This window comes from Caulobacter segnis (assembly GCF_029543125.1).
Lineage (GTDB): Bacteria > Pseudomonadota > Alphaproteobacteria > Caulobacterales > Caulobacteraceae > Caulobacter > Caulobacter segnis_D.
Map to the genome: position 1 here is coordinate 97233 of NZ_JARQWW010000001.1, position 17943 is coordinate 115175.

Sequence of the window (17943 nt, forward strand, 5' to 3'; positions counted from 1 at the left end):
ATCGCTGTCCCGCCGGAAAAAGCAGTCCCTCCTGCGCGCGCAGCCCTGGAGGTCTGCGAGGAACGGATCGACGTCTGGCTGGGACTTGCCGACATCTAGAATGACCGTGAGGGGACGGCCATCCACCCCGACCTGGAGCAGGTCGGAGCCGCCCTCGACGTCCCGGTAAGGACGCCAGCGCGCAGGAGGGGCGGCGACACGCCCGGGGATGCACGTCGCCGCCAACGGCTGCAGGGTCGGCTTACGCCGGCACCAATCGCCGCAACTTTTCGTTCGCGCCGCTCATCTCGACCTTCACCCCCGCATCGCGGATGCGCTGGACCCAGTCGTTGAGCATTTCGGCGCAGGTGTGGTCGATGTGGGCGAGGCTCTCGAGGTTGAGCTTCACCGTCCCGCGGGCGGGGGTGGATTCCAGCGCCGCCGACAGCTTCGGCAGGGAGACGAAGGTCGCCGTGCCGTTCAGGGTCAGGGAGCTGTTCTCCTCGTCCGCGCTCTGCTCGATGTTGAGCTTGGCGCGACGGATGTGCGGGATCAGTTCGACCAGCGACAAAGCCATGCCGACGAGCACGCCGGTCAGCAGGTCCGTGGCCACCACCATGATCAGGGTGCCCGCCCAGATGGCGGCCGGCATCGGGCCATACTGGTGAAGCAGGTGACGAACGTGCTTCAGGCTGATCAGACGGAAGCCGGTGACCACCAGGATCGCCGCCAGGGCGGCCATCGGAATCTGGCGCAGCAGCCAGGGAGCCAGGGCCACGAGAGCCAGGATCCAGACGCCGTGCAGGATGGTCGACATGCGGGTCATGGCGCCGGCCTGGACGTTGGCCGAGCTGCGCACGATCACGCCCGTCATCGGCAGGGCGCCGGCGAAGCCGCAGAGCATGTTGCCGATGCCCTGAGCACGCAGCTCCTTGTCGTACTTGGTGCGGACGCCGTCATGCATGCGGTCCACCGCGGCGGCCGACAGCAGGGTTTCGGCGCTGGCGATGAAGGCGATGGCGATGGCCAGGGTGATGATCGTCGGATTAAAGAACATCGACAGGGCGTCGCCGCTCGGCGGAACCACCGCGGCGAAGATCGACGCGGGCACTTCCACTCGGGTGACACCGAGAGAAAGACCAGCGGCGAGGAAGGTGCCGGCGAGAACCGCGATCAGCGCGCCCGGAACCAGACGCAGGGCCTTGGGACGGAACTTCTCCCAACCCAGCATGGCGATGATTGAGAAGACGCCGACCAGAGCCGCTTGCTGAACAGCAGCGCCGCCGGCGCCGAGGCCCAGGACGCGCCCCGGAGCCGCCACAAGGTTCTCAACGCCGTTGGCCAGAGGCTTTGCGTCGAAGAGAACGTGGAACTGGCCAGCCACGATCAGCACGCCGATCCCGGCAAGCATGCCGTGCACCACGGCGGGCGAGATGGCGCGGAACCAGCCGCCCAGGCGAAGCACGCCGGCCAGCACCTGGATGGCGCCGGCGAGGATCAGCACCGGACCGAGGGCGGTGAGGCCGTGGTCGCGGATCAGTTCGAAGACAATGACCGCCAGACCGGCCGCGGGGCCGCTGACCTGCAGCGGCGAGCCCGCGAGGGCGCCGACGACGATACCGCCGATGATGCCCGTGATCAGGCCCTTTTCAGGCGGCGCGCCCGAAGCGATCGCGATGCCCATGCACAGCGGCATGGCCACAAGGAAGACGACGATCGAAGCGGTGAAGTCCCGCACAATCGTGCGGGACCCGGCGCCTGAGGTCGCGGAAGTCGTCGACGCGGTCGTCATTGAGCGGCGACCATCGGTTCGACGTCAGCCGCGCGGCGCTCGGCGTGAGCCAGGGCCACCGGCATCGGCTCGCCTTCACGGACGAGCTGGAAGCGGCCGGTGTCGCCGTTCAGCGCCTGGACCGTGCCGGCGTGAATGTCGAAGAACCAGCCGTGCAGCGCCAGCTTGCCCTGGGCGATAGCGGTGGCCACCGACGGGTGCGTGCGCAGGTGCGCGATCTGGGCGACCACGTTCTCCATGGCGACCGCGCGCTCGAATTCCGGCCCCTGCAGGGTCGGATAGCAGTCGCAGGCGACCTTGTGGGCGGCTTGCGAGTGACGCAGCCAAGCGGCCACGTTCGGCACGTGCTTCAGAACGTCTTCCTTGCCCAGCGCCTTCATCGCGCCGCAGTCGGAGTGACCGCAGACAATGATGTCGCGCACGCCCAGGACGACGACCGCGTACTCGACCGTGGACGAGACGCCGCCGTTCATGGTGGCGAACGGGGGGACGATGTTGCCGGCGTTGCGGCAGACGAAGAGATCGCCCGGCTGCGCCTGCATGATGTGCTCAGGAACCACGCGGGAGTCCGCGCACGAGATCATCAACGCCTTGGGGCTCTGCCCGTCGGTCGCGAGGCGGGCGTAGAGATCGCTTTGAGCAGAGAAAACGCGGTCCTTGAAATCCAGGACCCTGCCAATGAGGTCGTTCACGCCGAATGCTCCTTAGGCTTTTCCTATTGGAGCAAAGGTAGAGGCCCTAGTTTGCTGCAGCGCGGCGCGCTTGTAAGGAATTATTGCTGCAACGCGACTGGAAGACGAATTTGGGCGCTGAGACCGCCCTCCGGTCGATTGACCAGTCGCAGCGACCCGTTCTCCCGCCCCAGAATCTGATCGACGATGGCCAGGCCCAGGCCGAATCCCTGGGTGTCTCGCGGGCGTGCGGGATCGAGCCGCCCGAAGGGCTGACGCACCCGCTCCAGGTCTTCCGGCGCGATGCCGGGGCCATGGTCCTCCACCGCGACCACGATGCAGTCGTCCTCACGCCCCACGGTCACCTGGATCGGCTGAGCGCCGTAGTGAAGCGCGTTCTCGATCAGGTTGTTGAGCGCCCGACCCAGGGCGATCGGGCGGACCACCGCGTCGGCGTGCTTGTCGCCGCTGTACCGCGCCTTGATCCCTCTATCTTGCAGATCGTCCACGGCGCTCGCGGCCAGGACGGCGACGTCCAGGCGGATCTGCGGCTCCGGATCCTCCGCCCCGCCCAGATAGGCCAGCAGGGAGGAGACCATGGAGCTCATCTCCTGCACGTCCCGCTCCACCTCACGGCGGATTTTCTTGTCGCTGATCGCATCGAGACGCAGGGCCAGGCGCGCCAATGGCGTACGCAAGTCATGGCTCACCCCGACCAGGGCCTGGGTGCGGTCGGAGATCAGGCGGTCGATGCGCAGTTGCATGTCGTTGAAGGCGCGGACCACACGGCGGACCTCGCCAGGCCCCTCTTCCTTGAGCACCGAGCGCCCGCCGCGGCCGATCCGCTCGGCGGCCATGGCCAGGCTGCGCATGGGGCTCAAGGTCTTGTGCAGCATGAAGCCGGCAAGCAGGGCCAGGATCAGCGCCGGCGCCAGGGCCGAGGTCATCCGCGCGAAGGACAGGCGGTTGCTGGTGATGACGCCAGCCGCCTTGAACTCCATCCAGGTGCCGTCCTCGAGCTGCAGGTCGCCCTGCACCCAGCCGTGGTTGCCCGGCTTTATATGCGTGCGCAGGGCCGCCTGGGCGAGCTCCGGCTCCCACTGGATGATCTGCTCGTCGATGCGCGGCAGGGCGGCCGTGTCCGGACGCGGCGGCTCGATCTTCGACGGCAGCCAGCGGATCTGGAAGCGGCTGCTGGACAGCTCCTTGGATAGAAGCGCTCGCCCGTTCAGCGGCTGATCGGACATAAGACGGCGCGCCACCGCCAGGTGCTCGCCCACACGATGCGCGTGTTCCGAACGGGTGGTGACGTTGCTGGCGCGCTCATAGACCAGCGTGCTCATGCAGAACTCGACGCCGAGCGCGAGCAGAAGGATCGCGAAAATCCGTCCGGCCAGACCGACCTTTGCGTGGCCGAGCCAGCTCACCCCTGGGTGACTTCGGTGTTGAACATGTAGCCCACACCCCGGATCGTGATGATCGGCGCGGCGCCGCCCTCGATGGAGAGCTTGCGGCGCAGGCGGCTGACAAGAACGTCGACGCTGCGGTCGGAGGTGTCGCCCAGGCGCGTGCGCGACAGCTCGATCAGGCGCTCGCGGGCGATGATCCGCTGCGGGTTCTCAAGGAAGCTGGCCAGCAGGTCGAACTCGGCGCCGGTCAGGCTGACATAAGCGCCGGTGGGCGAGAACAGCTCCCGCCGCGCGATGCTGACGGTCCAGCCGTCGAACTGCAGCCGCTCCTCGCCGCCCGGCTTGCGGGCTACCGGATGGCCGCGACGAAGCACGGCGCGGATGCGGGCCACCAGCTCGCGAGTGCTGAAGGGTTTGACCAGATAGTCGTCGGCCCCGACCTCCAGTCCCACCACGCGATCCGTCTCGGTGCCGCGGGCGCTGATGAAGATGATCGGGATGTCGTGGTCCTGGCGCAGTTGCCGGCACAGGTCGATGCCGTTGCCGCCCGGAAGCATGATGTCGAGCAGGATCAGGTCCGCCGGTCCGTCCTTCAGCGCGGCCCACATCTCCCCGCCGGAACCGACGGGCAGAACGCGATAGCCGTTCTGCTGGAGCACCCGGCTGGTGATCGTCCGCAGCGCGGGATCGTCCTCGACGAGCAGAATTTTGGGCGAAGGCATGAAATCAACAAACGGGGGACGAAGTTACAGGGCGACCTAGGAACCCCTACGCCCAAGGTCAACGACGCCAAACGTCGCTGTTCGATGGAAAAGGGATAACCGCCGTCGCGGAAACACTTCCTTACAGAGCGCGGGCGAGAAGAAGCCCTTGGCGTCGCAAGGTCAACCCTCAAGCCGTCGCGTCACGCGGCGGGCAAGGCGCCCAGGCAGATGACGCTGCACAGGCTCATCACGCCGGCCGCGACTGTGAACAGGATCGATTTCATGTTGCGCTTCCCAATGTCGGGCTGCTTTTAGGCGCGGCGGCTGCGGATGCAGCTTAATTCGGCTTCATGACCTCGCGTCCATCCGGCGGCTTCCCTTGAACGACACCGACCTCCTCGACACCCGCAAGGCCCTTGCTCAGCAATGGTTTGAAACTTTGCGCGACCGGATCTGCGCGGAGTTCGAGCGTCTGGAGGAGGAGGCTCCGGCCGAGCTGTACGCCGGCGAGCCGGGCCGTTTCGAGAAGAAGCCCTGGACGCGCGAGGCGGGCGGCGGCGGCGTCATGTCGATGATGCATGGCCGCCTGTTCGAGAAGGTGGGCGTACACACCTCGGTCGTGTTTGGGACCTTCACGCCCGAAATGGCCAAGACCATTCCCGGCGCCGCCGAGGACCCGCGCTTCTTCGCCACCGGCGTCAGCCTGATCGCTCACATGACCAATCCGCGCGTGCCGGCGGTCCACATGAACACGCGCTTCATCGCCACCACCAAGCACTGGTTCGGCGGCGGGGCCGACCTGACGCCGCTGCTGGAGACCCAACGCAGTCAGGAGGCGGACGACGCCGTCGCTTTCCACGCCGCCCTGCAGCGGGCCTGCGACGCGCACCACCCCGACTGGCACGCCAAGTACAAGGCGTGGTGTGACGAGTACTTCTTCCTGCCGCACCGGAACGAGCCGCGCGGCGTGGGCGGCATCTTCTACGACCACCACGACAGCGGCGACTGGGAGAAGGATTTCGCCTTCACCCGCGACGTGGGCGAGGCCTTCCTCGACATCTATCCGAAGATCGTCCGTCACCGGATGGACGAGCCCTGGACCGAGGCCGACCGCGAGGAGCAGCTGATCCGTCGCGGCCGCTATGTGGAGTTCAACCTGCTCTACGACCGCGGCACCATGTTCGGCCTGAAGACCGGCGGCAACGTGGACTCGATCCTCAGCTCCATGCCGCCGATGGTGAAGTGGCCCTAGGCCCAGCCGGGCTCGTCGCTGAGCAGGAAGTCACGTGCGTACCGGATCGCCTTGCCCTGTGTAGGCTTGAGCGGCGTTGTGTCTCCCGGCGGGAAATAGTCGCTGTGCGTGAAGCCTTCGCGGTTTTCGATGCGCACCCAGTTCGGCGTCTTGAACCGGGGCCCGTAGCGGCCCAGCGCGCCTCGGAACGGGCTGTCCTTGTCGCGGAACAGCAGGTCTCCGGCGAAGTCGCCAAGCGGATACGCGACGGCGAGGACCTTGTCCTTGCGTGACGCCAGGCCCGTCAGTTTCTGCGCCTTACGCAGACTGACGTCATAGGGCCGCTCCAGGCAGTTGTCGTCCGTGGCCGCCGCCATCAGGCAGACGCGGCCGACCCGATCGTCCGGCAAATGCGCCGCCGCCTCCAGCGCCAGGCGCCCGCCCAGGCTGTGCGAGACAAAAGCGAAACGGGGCGCTGACGCCATCCGCGCCTGGGCGTAGCGGGCGAGCGCTTGGCCGCCCTTGACCGCATCCTCCCATTCGGCCGGATAGTTGATCACCGGGACCCAGAAGTCGCCAGGCCACAGCACCCCGATGAAGACGTGGCTCTGCGGCAGCTTCAACGCCGCGTCGAGACGGGCCAGGGAGCGCAGGCCAGACTTGTAACGCACGTTGAAGCCGTGGACGCCGAACACGACTGTCCGCCCCCGGATCTCGCCGTTGACGGCTTCGTCGGCGATCAGTCTGGCGCCTGGCCCGCCGTCGCCGCTCATCATCTGCGGCTGGCTCTCCCGCAGGTTCAGATAGAGCGTCATCCTAGAGGACCTTGGCCGCCTTGACCGCCTTGGCGGAGGCTGACAGCGCCGCGACCAGATCCTTCGCCACGGGGGCCATGGGCACCGCGGCGGCGCCGGCGGCGAGGGCGAGCATCAGTTCCCGCGCCATGGCGTCCGACCAAGTCCACGACTGCTGAAGAAGCGCCCAGGCGACAAGCGCCAGCAGGATGGCGAAAAACGCCGCCCAAAGACGCGCCGCGTTTTTGTAATGCTGCTCGGCGATGTCGAAGGCGGCGTCCAACTTGGCCTCAACCACCGCCTCGACCCGCCCCAGCAGGGTGAGCTCGACGTCGCTGAGATCGCCGCCGGTCTGAAGCTTGCCGGCGACTGACTTGAGGCTGGCCTCCTTCACGTTCCCCGCCTTGGCCAGCTGATCCACGGCGCCGTCCACGAGACCGAGGCGCAGTAGTGAGCGGATGATCGCCTTCTGCTCCGCGCGCGGCCGCCCGTTCACCCAGTGGGCGGACAGCATGGCCGACCAGTTCGGTCCCACCGCAGCGCTCAGGGCGCCGTCGAATTCTCGCGTCACCGCCAAGATGCGCTTGAAGCCGATGCTCGAAAGCCAGCACCCCGGCGCGGCCTTGATCGCCTCCACCAGACCCATGGCTGCGGTCCCGAGTCCGGCCGTCGCCAGGATCGCCGTGATCAGAAGCTGCAGATTGTCGGTCAGCATGTCCGCCCTCCCAGAGACGGACGAAGCCTAACCTTGAATCCAACTCAAGATTGTAACGACGCCGTTATCCCCGCTTCAGGCGGGGCAGGCCGCGCCGGTGTCGATCCACGCCTTGATCAGCTCGCCAAAGCGCTTCTGGTCGCCGGGCGCGGGCTCCCGGCCGGCGCCGGGGTTCCAGCCCCAACCGACCAGATGGTCCTCGGCCATGTGGTGGTGCAGCTCGGCCAGGGTCTTGCCGCCATTGCGCGCCGGGTCCTGGATCTGCGTGCAGATCTGGCCGAGCGAGCGGCCCTGCCAGGCCATTTCGATGGGGGCGAGCGCCCATTTCGGATCGCCGGGCACGCTGCGGATGCGGTCGCCCATGGCCGGCACGTTCTTCTCGTGGTGGCAGGACAGGCAGGGCAGCCCCGGCACACCATGACCCGACTGACCGCCCTGCATGGGCGGGTTGTGCGGGATCATCTTCATGCCCTGGGTCGGGGTCCGGTCGGCCGGGTGGCAGTTGAGGCAGCGGGGGTGCTGGATCACCTTGCCCGCCTCAACGAACAGGGCCTGGGATCGCGCCTTGGTGTCGGCGATGGAGGCGAAGGCGCTGACGGGCTGCAGGCCCTGCGGCGCGGCTGCCGTTCTCGGCGCCGCCGCCTGCACGGTCGACAGGGCGACCGCCCCGGCGAGGGCGACGCCGCCCGTGATCATCAAGAGGGTGTGTGCGCGCATGGGACCGGCCTCCATGGCGCACAACGGCGAAGGTCGCCGAGCGGTTGCCTTAGTAGGCCAGGCCCTGGGCCACCGCCTTCAGCCGTTCGATGGCGGAGAACTTGTCCTCCAGGAAATCCTGATCGACCCACCAGGTCTCCACCTCGCGCCGCACCTGGCCCACCAGCGGCCCCTTGGGCACGCCGGCCGACAGGATCTCGTCGCCGCTGATCGGGAACGGCGGCGGGGTCCAGGTCTCGGCCAGGGCCAGCAGTCCCCGCCATTGCGGGGTCACCGCCGAGCGGTCGGCGGCGGCCCAAGCCAGCTTGATGCGGTCGGCGAAGGCGTTCTGGCCGAGGGCGTAGATGGCGCGACGCGCCTCCCGCGGGCTCATCCAGCTGACGATGCGCGGCTCATCCACGCCAGCGGCGGCCTGCAGCCGCCCCTTTTGGGCGTTGGACAGGCGCAGGCGGTCAGCCATGGCGCCGACGGCCGCCTCGTCGCCGCCGACCAGGGCGGCCAGTCGCAGATCGGCGTCGCAGGTGAAGAGCTGCTCTGTCTCCACCTCCACCAGTCCCTCGAAGCGGGACAGGTCGCCGGCCTCCGGCAGGATCACGCCCAGGACGCCGGTGGCGGCCATGAGGCGGACGGCGCCGCGCGGATCATCGGCGGCCAGCAGTTTCAGCAGCTCCTTGGCCACCCGCTCGGCGGAGCAGCGCCCCAGCATGTCCTTGGCCGCGCCGCAGGCGGCCAGGGCCGCCGCGTCCGCCTCCCCCCGCCCGTACCAGGCGTGGAAACGGAAGAAGCGCAGGATGCGCAGATAGTCCTCCTCGATCCGCGTCGCCGGATCGCCCACGAAGACGATGCGGCCAGCCTTGGCATCGGCCACGCCCTCGCCCGTCGGATCGAAAATCGCGCCTCGGGCGTCAGCATAGAGAGCGTTCAAACGGAAATCCCGCCGCGCCGCGTCCTCCGCCCAGTCGTCGGTGAAGGCGACCACCGCGTGGCGGCCGTCGGTCTCCACGTCGTGGCGCAGGGTGGTGATCTCGAATGGGCGGCTGTTGCTGATCGCCGTCACCGTGCCGTGCTCGACGCCTGTGGGGATGGCGCGCAGGCCCGCCGCCTCGATCGCGGCGATGGTCTGGTCGGGCAGCAGGGCGGTGGCGATATCCACGTCGTCCACTGGACGGTTCAGCACGGTGTTGCGGACAGACCCGCCCACGAACCGGGCGCAGCCCGGGCCGCCGGCCGCCTCCAGGGCGTTGATCACCGCCTGGGTGGCCGGATCGCTCATCCACGGCCGCACGCCGATGCTGTCGGTCACGCTACGCTCCCTCGCTTTTCCGGCAACCTAGCACCCTGCCCCGGCGGAAGCTCAATCCTCGCCGTAAAGCCGTTCCCATAAGGCGCGCAGCATTCCGGCGGTCGCCCCCCAGATCAACCGCTCCTGCCAAGGCATGGCGTAGAACCAGCGGCGCGTGCCGTCCGGCATGTCGTAGAACTGCCGCTGGTGGTTCGCGGGATTCATCAGGAAGTCGAAGGGCGTCTCGAACACGTCCGCCACTTCGGCCGCGCTGGCGGTCAAGGTGAAGCCGGGCTTGATGAAGCCCACCACAGGCGTGACGTGATAGCCCGTGCCGGTGCGATAGGGCGTCGATAAACCAGCCAGATGCACGAGGGCGGGATTGAGGGCGATCTCCTCGTCCGCCTCGCGCAGGGCCGCGTCCCACGGGGTCTCGCCCGGGTCCATGCGGCCGCCGGGGAAGCCGATCTGGCCTGCGTGGTTGCGCAGGGTGTCGGCGCGGCGGGTCAGGATCACCGTCAGCCCCTCCGGCCGTTCGACCAGTGGCACCAGCACCGCCGCCTCGCGCAGCTTCACCGGCTCCAGGGTCTTCAGGTCGGGATTGAGGTCGAAGTCGGAACGGAAGCCGCCGCCGGCCTCGGGATCGAAGCTGCTCAGGGTGTCGAGCCGGCTGGTGATGAAGCTCCGCTGCTCGGCGGCCATGAACGGCGCGCTCATGCGGTCGGCCCCACCGGGAACCAGGCGCCGCCGGATTGGACGCAGAAGCGCCGTCCCTCGGGCGTGTCGCGCTCCGCCGCCATCTCCACCAGTTCATAGAAGACCGGCCGGGCGATCAGGGCCTCCAGCCCGCGACGCACATGCAGGTACGGGCGCGGCTCACCCGTCGCCTCGTCCATCTCCACACGGATGGCGTTGTCGGGGCCGGCCTCGACCTCGTCGCCCACATTGGTCTGGAAACGCAGGGTCTCGCCGACGCGGTCCACACGGATGGCGATGAAGGGCGCGTCCTCCACCTCGATCCGCATCTTTTCGACCGGCGTGACCAGGTGGAAGCCGTCAGGGTCCTTGCGCAGGACGGTGGAGAACAGCCGCACCAGGGCCTCGCGGCCGATGGGCGTGCCCTCATGAAACCAGACCCCGTCCTTGCGGATGCGGATGTCGATGTCGCCGCAGTGCTCGGGATTCCAAAGATGCACCGGCGGCAGGCCGCGCGAACCAGCGGCTTTCGCCGCCTCGGCCACTCCATCCAGTCCGGTCTTCTGCTCCTGCGCCATCGGACCTCAGTTAGGCCCGTTCAGGCGATCAGGAAAGCGGCGCCGATGCGGGATCGATCACGACATCGCCCGAAAGGCCGTCCGCCCCGCCTTCGCGCAGGGCGCGCACAAGAAGGCGGCGCGCCTCCACCGGCCCAGGCAGATGGATGCCGACCGCCGCCTGAACGAAGCCGATCTTGGCGAAGAAGGGCGGATTGCCGACCAGCAGCACCGCCGGCCAGGCCGCGCGCGCCGCCGCCTCGCAGGCCGCAGCCACCAGGGCCTGGCCCAGGCCTTCGCCCTGCCGCGACGGGTCCACGGCCAGCGGGCCCAGGAAGGCGCAGGGCGCGCCGCCGATCCGCACCGGCCACAACCGAACAGAGCCCACCACCTCGCCGTCGGAGCGTGCGGCGAAGCACAGGTCGGTCAGCGGACGGTTGCCCTCACGCAGGCGTTCCGACGTCTTCACGAAACGGCCCGGCCCGAAGGCGCGGTTCAGCAGCCTCTCGATGGGACCGGCGTCGGCCGGGGTCTCCAGGGAGATTTCGTAAGCGGCGTCGAGAGAAGCGGTGTTGACGGTCATCGGCCTTGGGCGAACGGAAGACGGGAGAGATGGCTCCCGGTCATCGCGGCCGGGAGGCGTTACGAGCGCGTCGAGCGCGGGGTTCGTCGCTGGCGTCGCATGCCTGCCCCACATAACCGTCAAAGATGACCGGCGCGCATAAGGCTGATGACGCCCCGGGTCAACAGCGTTGCCATGGTCGAGGCTGCGGCGCATGGTGCCGCCGCCCATGACCGAGCCATCATCCAGCGCCGACGCGCCCGCCGCAGCCTCCCTCAAAGCGCTGCTTCGCCAGCCTGATTTTCCCAAGTTCTGGGCCGCGCGCTTCATCGCCATCCTCGGCGTTCAGATCCAGGCCGTGGCCCTGGGCTGGCAGGTCTACGCCCTGGCGCGGGAGACGGGTCACACGGTGGCCGAGGGCGCCTTCTGGGTCGGGATGATCGGCTTGGCGCAGTTCCTGCCGCTGTTCTGCCTGACCCTGATCGCGGGCGAGGCCGCCGACCGCTATGACCGCCGCCGCACGGTGGTGATCTCGATCCTGGTGGACAGCTGCACCGCCGGGGTCCTGGCCTGGCTGGCCCTGACCGGACACACGGGCCTGTGGCCGATCTTCGCGGCGTCGGTGCTGTTCGGCGCATCGCGCGCCTTCCTGTCTCCCGCCAACAGCGCCATGGCCCCCATGCTGGTCCCGCGCGAGCTGCTGCCCCGCGCCATCGCCTGGAACTCCCTGGCCTGGCAGTCGGCGTCGATCATCGGCCCGGCCCTGGGCGGCCTGCTGTGCGCCGTCTCACCCGGCCTCGCCTTCGGCAGTTCGGTGGGCCTGTACCTGACCGCCGCCCTGCTGCTGTCGCTGATCCGCACCCCCACCAAGCCCCAGGCCCAGCCCGGCTCCCGCGTGGCCCTGATCAAGGAGGGGCTGGCCTATGTGTGGAGCAACAAGATCGTCTTCGGCTCCATCTCGCTGGACCTCTTCGCGGTCTTGCTGGGCGGGGCCACGGCCCTGCTGCCGGTCTTCGCCCGCGACGTGCTGCACGTGGGACCGGAAGGGTTCGGCATCCTGCGCGCCGGGCCGGCCATCGGCGCGACCATCGTCGGCGTCTATCTGGCCGCCGTTCCGATCCGCCGGCACGCGGGCGTCGCCATGTTCACGGGGGTCGCCCTGTTCGGCCTCGCGACCATCGTCTTCGGCCTGTCCAAGTACCTGTGGCTGTCGGTCGGCGCGCTGGTGGTGTTGGGCGGCGCCGACATGGTCTCGGTCTTCATCCGCCAGACCCTGGTGCAGATCGTTACCCCCGACGCCATGCGCGGCCGGGTGGCGGCGGTTTCGGGTGTGTTCATCAGCGCGTCCAACGAACTGGGCGAGTTCGAAAGCGGCCTCGTCGCCCGTTTCATCGGCCCCGTGGCGGCGGCGGTGGTCGGCGGCGCGGGCGCCCTGGCGGTGACCGCCATCTGGGCCAAGCTGTTCCCGGTCCTGCGCAAGGCGGACCGACTGACCTAGGCTTTGGCGAGGTCCCGCATGGCCTCGCCGTCCAGACGCCAGATGCGGTAGCTCTCCTGCCCCACGGCGCCTTGGCGAGCATAGAACGCCGCGCCGTCGAGATTGTAGTTCGACACCGCCCATTCCACGCGGGCGCAGCCTTCGTCGATCGCCCGCCTGGCCAGGCTGCCCAGCAGGATGCGGCCGACGCCCAGGCCACGCGCGGCGGGCCGCACGAACAGGTCCTCCAGATAGATGCCCCGCCGCCCGGTCCAGGTGGAGAAAGTGTAGAACCACACCGCCCCGCCCAGCGCCTCGCCATCACGCTCCGCGATGTCGCAGAACACGTGCGGCTCCGGCGCGAACAGGGCCGCCGCCAGGTCGGCGCGGGTGGCGTGCATGTAGTCCAGATCGCCCTGGTGCTCCGCCAGGTCACGGACAAAGCCGAACACCAGATCGAGATCGTCCGGCCCCGCGCGTCGCAGCGTGACGGTCATGCCCCGGTGGTCTCCCGCGACAGGTCCCACAAGCGATCCGCCGCCTGCGGATCAAGGGCGTGATCCATCACCCCGACCCAGGGCTTGTCCTTCGACCAGGGCACGGCCTGGGCGCAGTCCTCCAGATAGAGGCCGCCGACGCCCTCCAGTTCTTGCCCCACCGCCGCCCAGACGGAGGTGGAGGCGCCCTGCTGCGGCGTCTTGAAACCCTCGCGCGGCTTGCCGTTTTCATCCAGCCAGCCAAGCGCCTGCTGCTCCTCGATCGGCAGGTGGCGCTGCAGCGGCGTCAGGATGCCACCCGGCATGACCGCGTTGGCGCGCACGCCACGACCCTTGAACCGCTTGTCGAAACCCACGGCGAACAGGGAATTGGCGGTCTTGGCCTGACCGTAGCTCTCCCACTTGTCGTAAGGCCGCTGGCGATACTGCGGATCGTCGAAGTTCACGCCCGACCGGCGATGGCCGATGGAGGACAGCGACACAACGCGGGAGGTCCGCCCCGGCCGCGACGTCGCTTCCAAAGCCGGCGCCAGCAGCACGGTCAGCAGGTAGTGTCCGAAATGGTTCGTGCCGATCTGCATCTCCAGCCCGTCCTCGGTCCGGTCGAGGGGGCAGGCCATGACGCCGGCGTTGTTGATCAGAAGGTCCAGCGGACGGTCGCCCCAGCGCTCGGCGAAGGCGCGGATGGAAGCCTGGCTGGCGAGGTCGAGCATCGACCACTCCACCTTGCCCTTGGCGGTCCTGGCGATGTCGGCGACGGCGGCCTCCGCCAGATCGGGCTTGCGCACCGCGATGACCACGTCGGCGCCGGCCTCGGCCAGGGCGCGGGCGGTTTCGATCCCGATGCCGGTGGCGCCGCCGGTGACGATGGCCGTGCGGCCGGTCAGGTCATGACCCGCCACCACCTCCCGCGCCGTGGATGAACGCCCGAAGGACGAGGTTATGCGGTCAGACATGGCGGCGTTTCCCTGGTTTTGGGAAACGCTACCACGGGCTTTGGATCAGGCCACCTTGCTGAAGTCGGGCGGGCGGCGCTCGACGAAGGCGGAGAAGGCTTCACGCGCCTCGGCGGTCAGCAGGCGCTCGCCGAAGATCTTGCCTTCCGCATCCATCACTTCCTGGATGAAAGCGGCTTCACGCATCAGCTTCTTGGTGGCGACCACCGCGCCCAGCGGGCGCTGGGCCAGCTTGCGGGCGGCGTCCTCGGCGCAGGCCAGGACCTCCCCCGCCGGCAGGGCGGCGTTGGCGACGCCCAGGGTGGCGGCCTGTTCGCCGTCCAGCGCCTCGCCCAGGGCGAACATGGCGAAGGCGCGGGCATGGCCGATGCGCTGCGGCAGCAGCAGGCTGGACGCCGCCTCGGGCACCAGGGCCAGGTTCACGAAGGGGGTGGTCAGCTTGGCGTCCTTGGCCACGAAGACCAGGTCACAATGCAACAGCATGGTCGTGCCGACGCCGACCGCCAGCCCCTCCACCGCCGCCACCAGCGGCTTGTTCGCCCAGGCCAGGGCCGACAGGAAGCGCAGCACGTGCCGCTCGCCGGTGAAGGCGCCCGTCGCCTGGGCCGCGAAGTCCATCAGGTCGTTGCCGGAGGTGAAGACCCCGCCCTCGCCATGGATCAGCACGGCGCGGATGTCGCTGTCCGTCTCCGCCTGCTCCAGCGCGTCCGCCAGCACGCCGTACATGGCGTTGGTGATGGCGTTCTTCTTATCCGGCCGGGCGAAGGTCAGGCGCATCACGCCGTCTTCGACAGCCACGCGAACGGGTTCGGTCATCTCCGGATCTTTCTGTCTATTCCGCCCGCCGGAATTTCTCCGACAGGCTGGTCAGCCAGCGGCTGACAATCTGCATCTCTTCGTCCGTGAAGCCTTCGGTGAGCTTCTCGTTGATCTCGGCCAGGCCGGCCTTGGCGGTCGCCCGCGCATCCCGGCCCTTGTCCGTGAGATGAAGACGCAGCGACCGGCCGTCCTCGGCGTCGGGGCGGCGTTCCACCAGCCCGGCGCGTTCGGAGCGATCCACCAGACCCGTCATGGCCGACGGAGCCACATCCAGGGCTTCCGCCGCCTCGCCGATCAGGGCGCCGTCACGATTGCCCAGGAAGAACAGCAGTCCCGCCTGGGCGCCGGTCAGGCCGTCCTTGCTGGACGCCATCCGCCCCTCCACCCAGCGCTGCACACGGCGTTGCCCGGCGGAAAGCAGGAAATACCAGCGACGGTCGATCGTCTTCGTCATCTCATATCCAGATTATAATTCGCGTGCGAAATATCAAGCATCTTCTTGAAGGGGCCCGGCGGCCCGGTACCAGAGCACACCTTCACCGTCAGGCTCGACCACAACCGAGCCGCGGTGAACCAGACAGTTCAGGTGCGCGATCGCCTCCCCTGTCGCCATCCCCAACAGGTCCGGACCGATCACCCGCGCGAACAGCAGGGAGAACACGTCCACCGCACGCCTCGGCCCTTCGCGCAGGGTCTTCTCCAGCCGGGCCAGGGCCCGCTCATGCCCCGCGATCAGGTGGTCGATGCGCGAATGCAGGCCGTGAAAGGGATCGTTGTGCGCCGGCAGGACCAGCACATCCTCGGGAACGACCGACTTCACCCGCGCCAGTGAGGTCAGCCAATCCTTCATGGGATCAGCCTGCGGCTCGGTCGGGAAGACCGAGACGTTGGACGAGATCTTGGGCAGCACCTGATCGCCGCTGATCAGCAGCTTCAGCTCCGGCTGCCACAGGCAGGCGTGTTCGGGCGAATGGCCGGAGCCGACCACCACCGTCCACGGCCGCCCGCCGATCTCGAAGATCTCGCCGTCGACTATGCGGCGATAGCTGTCCGGCAAGGCGTGGACCGCGCGGCCGAAGCCGCCGAACTTCACCTGATAGTGCTCGATCGCCGCCTCGTCCCAGCCGGCGGCGCGATAGAAACGCACCCCGTCCTGCGGCGCCTCGCGCCCGGTGTCGGCCACCAACATGCGGCACTGGAAATACTCCAGCCGGGTCATCCAAAGGCGGCAGTCGAACTTGCGGGTCATCCAGCCGGCCAGGCCGATGTGGTCGGGATGAAGGTGGGTGACGATCACCCGCCTCACCGGCCGTCCGCCCAGCGCCCCGGCGAACGCCGCGCGCCAGCCGTCCTTGGTCGGCGGGGTGGCCATTCCGGTATCGACGATCGCCCAGCCTTCGCCGTCCTCGATCGCCCAGACATTGATGAAACCCAGGGATCCGCCCAGCGGCTGACGCAACCACAGGACGCCGGGGGCGACCTCGACCGCATCGCCCGCGCCTGATTCGGGCGCGGTCTCGAACGGGTAGCTCAGCCGTGCGCGGCGCGGCTCCGGCTCGGCGGTTTCAAATCCATCCCGCAACATCATCTCCCGTTTTTCGCCATCATCGGTGTTTAGAGGCTTAGGTCCAACCCCAAGGCCGAACGGCCATCTTGACCCTGCCCCGGCGCTCGCGCTTATGGGCGGATCGGGGAATGTCCAGGAGATCAAAACCCATGAAGCTGTTCGGGATAGCGTTGGCCGCGATGGCCGTCGCCGCCCTGGGCGGAGCCGCACAGGCCGCGCCCAAGGAAGACAAGACCAAGGCGCAGGGCATGGCCGAAGCGCCGGCCGTCATCCAGGCCGCCGGCCTGGCCTGCACCCTCGCCGACGCGCGTTTCATCGCCAAGAACACCGACAAGGCCACCAAGGTCGATTCGAGCTACTACGAAGTGAACTGCTCGGAAGGCGGCGGCTACGTCCTGGTGGGCAAGTCGGATGGCTCCAAGCCGGGCGCCTTCACCTGCCTCGAAACCGGCCAACCCCGCCCGGACGGCAAGCCGTCGGGTCTGGAATGCAAGCTGCCGGGCAACGCTGACGCCCTGGCCGGCATGAAGCCGTTCGTCGCCAAGTCGGGCGTGCCCTGCGAAGTCGAAAAGGCCCGCTCGATCGGCGCCGGCGCCAAGGCCGCCTACTTCGAAGTCGCCTGCAAGGGCGGCTCCGGCTACATCATGAGCACCTCGTCCCCGCCGAACCCGGCCCAGGAAGTAGTGATGCAAAGCTGCCTGCTCTATGAGCCGGGCGGCAACGTGTCCTGCACCCTGACCGACCGCGCCGCCCAACTGGCCGTCGTCGACCAGCTCGCCGCCCAGTCGGACAAGAACTGCGCCGTGAAGGAAAAGCGCTACGTCCTCAGCACCAAGGACGGCTCGAACTACTTCGAAGCCTCCTGCCAGGACGGCAAGGGCTACATGTTCCAGCAAGCCGCCACCGGCAAGCTGGAGCGCGCCATCGACTGCGCCCAGGCCGAATTCGTCGGCGGCGGCTGCACCCTGACCGACGCCCGCGCGGCCCAGACCGAGCAGGCGGCGCTCTACACCCGTCTGGCCAAGAAGGGCGGCTTCGACTGCGACGTCGCCAAGTACGGCATGCTGCCGGCCCGCGTCGCCGGCGTGGAAGTCGTCGAACTGCAGTGCTCGAACCGTCCGGACGGCGCCATCGGCGAGTTCGGCGCCAACACCGCCAAGTTCCACAACTGCGTCCTGGCCGAGTTCGCCGGCTACCGCTGCTCCTTCACCAAGAAGGAGCCCTACTACCCGGGCCTGACCCAGCACCTCGTCAAGTTCGGCAAGGGCAGCTGCCAGGTTTCGGACGTGCGCGGCATCGGTTCGACCGACACCGACGGTTATCTGGAAGTCGCTTGCTCGGACGGCCTGCCCGGTTGGGTTTTGGTCTTCCCTAAAGGCACGGATCAGCCCAAGGAGCTCCTGAGCTGCGTTCAGGCCAAGGGCGTCGGCGGCGGCTGCAAGCTGCCCACGAACGTGACGAAGAGATAAGTCCGGTCCCGGATCGGATACTGTAGGAGCCCCGCCGGAGCGATCCGGC

At 68.4% G+C, this 17943-nt stretch carries 19 protein-coding genes; 3 read left to right on the forward strand and 16 right to left on the reverse strand.

What is annotated here, in order from left to right; genetic code table 11:
• Positions 1–241 precede the first annotated feature (241 nt).
• The 4 genes from P7B02_RS00480 to P7B02_RS00495 form a co-directional block, all read right to left on the reverse strand.
• Complete coding sequence (locus P7B02_RS00480; protein WP_277784335.1) at positions 242–1771, reverse strand: SulP family inorganic anion transporter; 1530 nt, start codon at positions 1769–1771, stop codon at positions 242–244.
• Positions 1768–2463 (reverse strand): carbonic anhydrase, encoded by a 696-nt coding sequence (locus P7B02_RS00485; RefSeq protein WP_277784336.1) that lies wholly within the window; start codon positions 2461–2463, stop codon positions 1768–1770. The genes P7B02_RS00480 and P7B02_RS00485 overlap by 4 nt, the downstream gene beginning before the upstream one ends.
• An 80-nt stretch (positions 2464–2543) precedes the next feature.
• A complete protein-coding gene (locus tag P7B02_RS00490; RefSeq protein ID WP_277784337.1) occupies positions 2544–3869 on the reverse strand; it encodes an ATP-binding protein in 1326 nt (441 codons plus the stop codon).
• Positions 3866–4573, reverse strand: a complete 708-nt coding sequence (locus P7B02_RS00495; protein WP_277784338.1) for a response regulator transcription factor — start codon at positions 4571–4573, stop codon at positions 3866–3868. Before P7B02_RS00495 ends, P7B02_RS00490 begins: the two co-directional genes overlap by 4 nt.
• A 361-nt stretch (positions 4574–4934) precedes the next feature.
• Between P7B02_RS00495 and hemF the strand changes: the two genes are divergently transcribed.
• On the forward strand, positions 4935–5807 hold the full coding sequence (hemF, locus tag P7B02_RS00500) for an oxygen-dependent coproporphyrinogen oxidase (RefSeq protein ID WP_277784339.1): 873 nt from the start codon (positions 4935–4937) through the stop codon (positions 5805–5807).
• Here the strand turns inward: hemF and P7B02_RS00505 are convergent.
• The 7 genes from P7B02_RS00505 to P7B02_RS00535 all read right to left on the reverse strand — a co-directional run bounded on the left by P7B02_RS00505 (position 5804) and on the right by P7B02_RS00535 (position 11130).
• Positions 5804–6601, reverse strand: a complete 798-nt coding sequence (locus P7B02_RS00505) for an alpha/beta hydrolase (protein ID WP_277784340.1) — start codon at positions 6599–6601, stop codon at positions 5804–5806. The two genes, hemF and P7B02_RS00505, sit on opposite strands and share 4 nt — an antisense overlap.
• Position 6602: 1 nt before the next feature.
• Positions 6603–7295, reverse strand: coding sequence for a hypothetical protein (locus tag P7B02_RS00510; protein ID WP_277784341.1), 693 nt, complete (start codon positions 7293–7295; stop codon positions 6603–6605).
• Positions 7296–7370: 75 nt separating this feature from the next.
• A complete protein-coding gene (locus P7B02_RS00515; RefSeq protein ID WP_277784342.1) occupies positions 7371–8012 on the reverse strand; it encodes an Isoquinoline 1-oxidoreductase subunit in 642 nt (213 codons plus the stop codon).
• 49 nt (positions 8013–8061) lie between these two features.
• Entirely contained in the window at positions 8062–9285 is a 1224-nt protein-coding gene (locus tag P7B02_RS00520; RefSeq protein WP_277785152.1) for a CCA tRNA nucleotidyltransferase, read from the reverse strand.
• 81 nt (positions 9286–9366) lie between these two features.
• The gene (locus tag P7B02_RS00525; RefSeq protein WP_277784343.1) at positions 9367–10011 is read right to left on the reverse strand and encodes a CoA pyrophosphatase; all 645 of its coding nucleotides are present in this window, start codon (positions 10009–10011) and stop codon (positions 9367–9369) included.
• A complete protein-coding gene (locus P7B02_RS00530; protein WP_277784344.1) occupies positions 10008–10568 on the reverse strand; it encodes a DUF1285 domain-containing protein in 561 nt (186 codons plus the stop codon). Before P7B02_RS00530 ends, P7B02_RS00525 begins: the two co-directional genes overlap by 4 nt.
• A gap of 28 nt (positions 10569–10596) precedes the next feature.
• The gene (locus P7B02_RS00535; protein WP_277784345.1) at positions 10597–11130 is read right to left on the reverse strand and encodes a GNAT family N-acetyltransferase; all 534 of its coding nucleotides are present in this window, start codon (positions 11128–11130) and stop codon (positions 10597–10599) included.
• Positions 11131–11338: 208 nt separating this feature from the next.
• Between P7B02_RS00535 and P7B02_RS00540 the strand changes: the two genes are divergently transcribed.
• Positions 11339–12607: an MFS transporter gene (locus tag P7B02_RS00540; protein WP_277784346.1), complete on the forward strand. Its 1269-nt coding sequence runs from the start codon at positions 11339–11341 to the stop codon at positions 12605–12607.
• Here P7B02_RS00540 and P7B02_RS00545 read toward each other — a convergent pair.
• From P7B02_RS00545 to P7B02_RS00565, 5 genes are read right to left on the reverse strand one after another with little or no spacing between them, the layout of a single operon-like run.
• Positions 12604–13083, reverse strand: coding sequence for a GNAT family N-acetyltransferase (locus tag P7B02_RS00545; RefSeq protein WP_277784347.1), 480 nt, complete (start codon positions 13081–13083; stop codon positions 12604–12606). The genes P7B02_RS00540 and P7B02_RS00545 overlap by 4 nt on opposite strands.
• Positions 13080–14039, reverse strand: a complete 960-nt coding sequence (locus P7B02_RS00550; protein WP_277784348.1) for an SDR family NAD(P)-dependent oxidoreductase — start codon at positions 14037–14039, stop codon at positions 13080–13082. Before P7B02_RS00550 ends, P7B02_RS00545 begins: the two co-directional genes overlap by 4 nt.
• 45 nt (positions 14040–14084) lie before the next feature.
• Positions 14085–14855: an enoyl-CoA hydratase gene (locus P7B02_RS00555; protein WP_277784349.1), complete on the reverse strand. Its 771-nt coding sequence runs from the start codon at positions 14853–14855 to the stop codon at positions 14085–14087.
• A 16-nt stretch (positions 14856–14871) separates the two neighbouring features.
• Positions 14872–15312 (reverse strand): MarR family winged helix-turn-helix transcriptional regulator, encoded by a 441-nt coding sequence (locus tag P7B02_RS00560; RefSeq protein ID WP_277784350.1) that lies wholly within the window; start codon positions 15310–15312, stop codon positions 14872–14874.
• A 33-nt stretch (positions 15313–15345) separates the two neighbouring features.
• Positions 15346–16440 carry an MBL fold metallo-hydrolase gene (locus P7B02_RS00565; protein WP_277784351.1) on the reverse strand — a complete coding sequence of 365 codons (1095 nt, stop codon included), beginning with the start codon at positions 16438–16440 and terminating at the stop codon, positions 15346–15348.
• Between the two features lie 134 nt (positions 16441–16574).
• Here P7B02_RS00565 and P7B02_RS00570 point away from each other — a divergent pair, with 134 nt between their 5' ends.
• Positions 16575–17894: a hypothetical protein gene (locus P7B02_RS00570; protein ID WP_277784352.1), complete on the forward strand. Its 1320-nt coding sequence runs from the start codon at positions 16575–16577 to the stop codon at positions 17892–17894.
• Positions 17895–17943 lie beyond the last annotated feature (49 nt).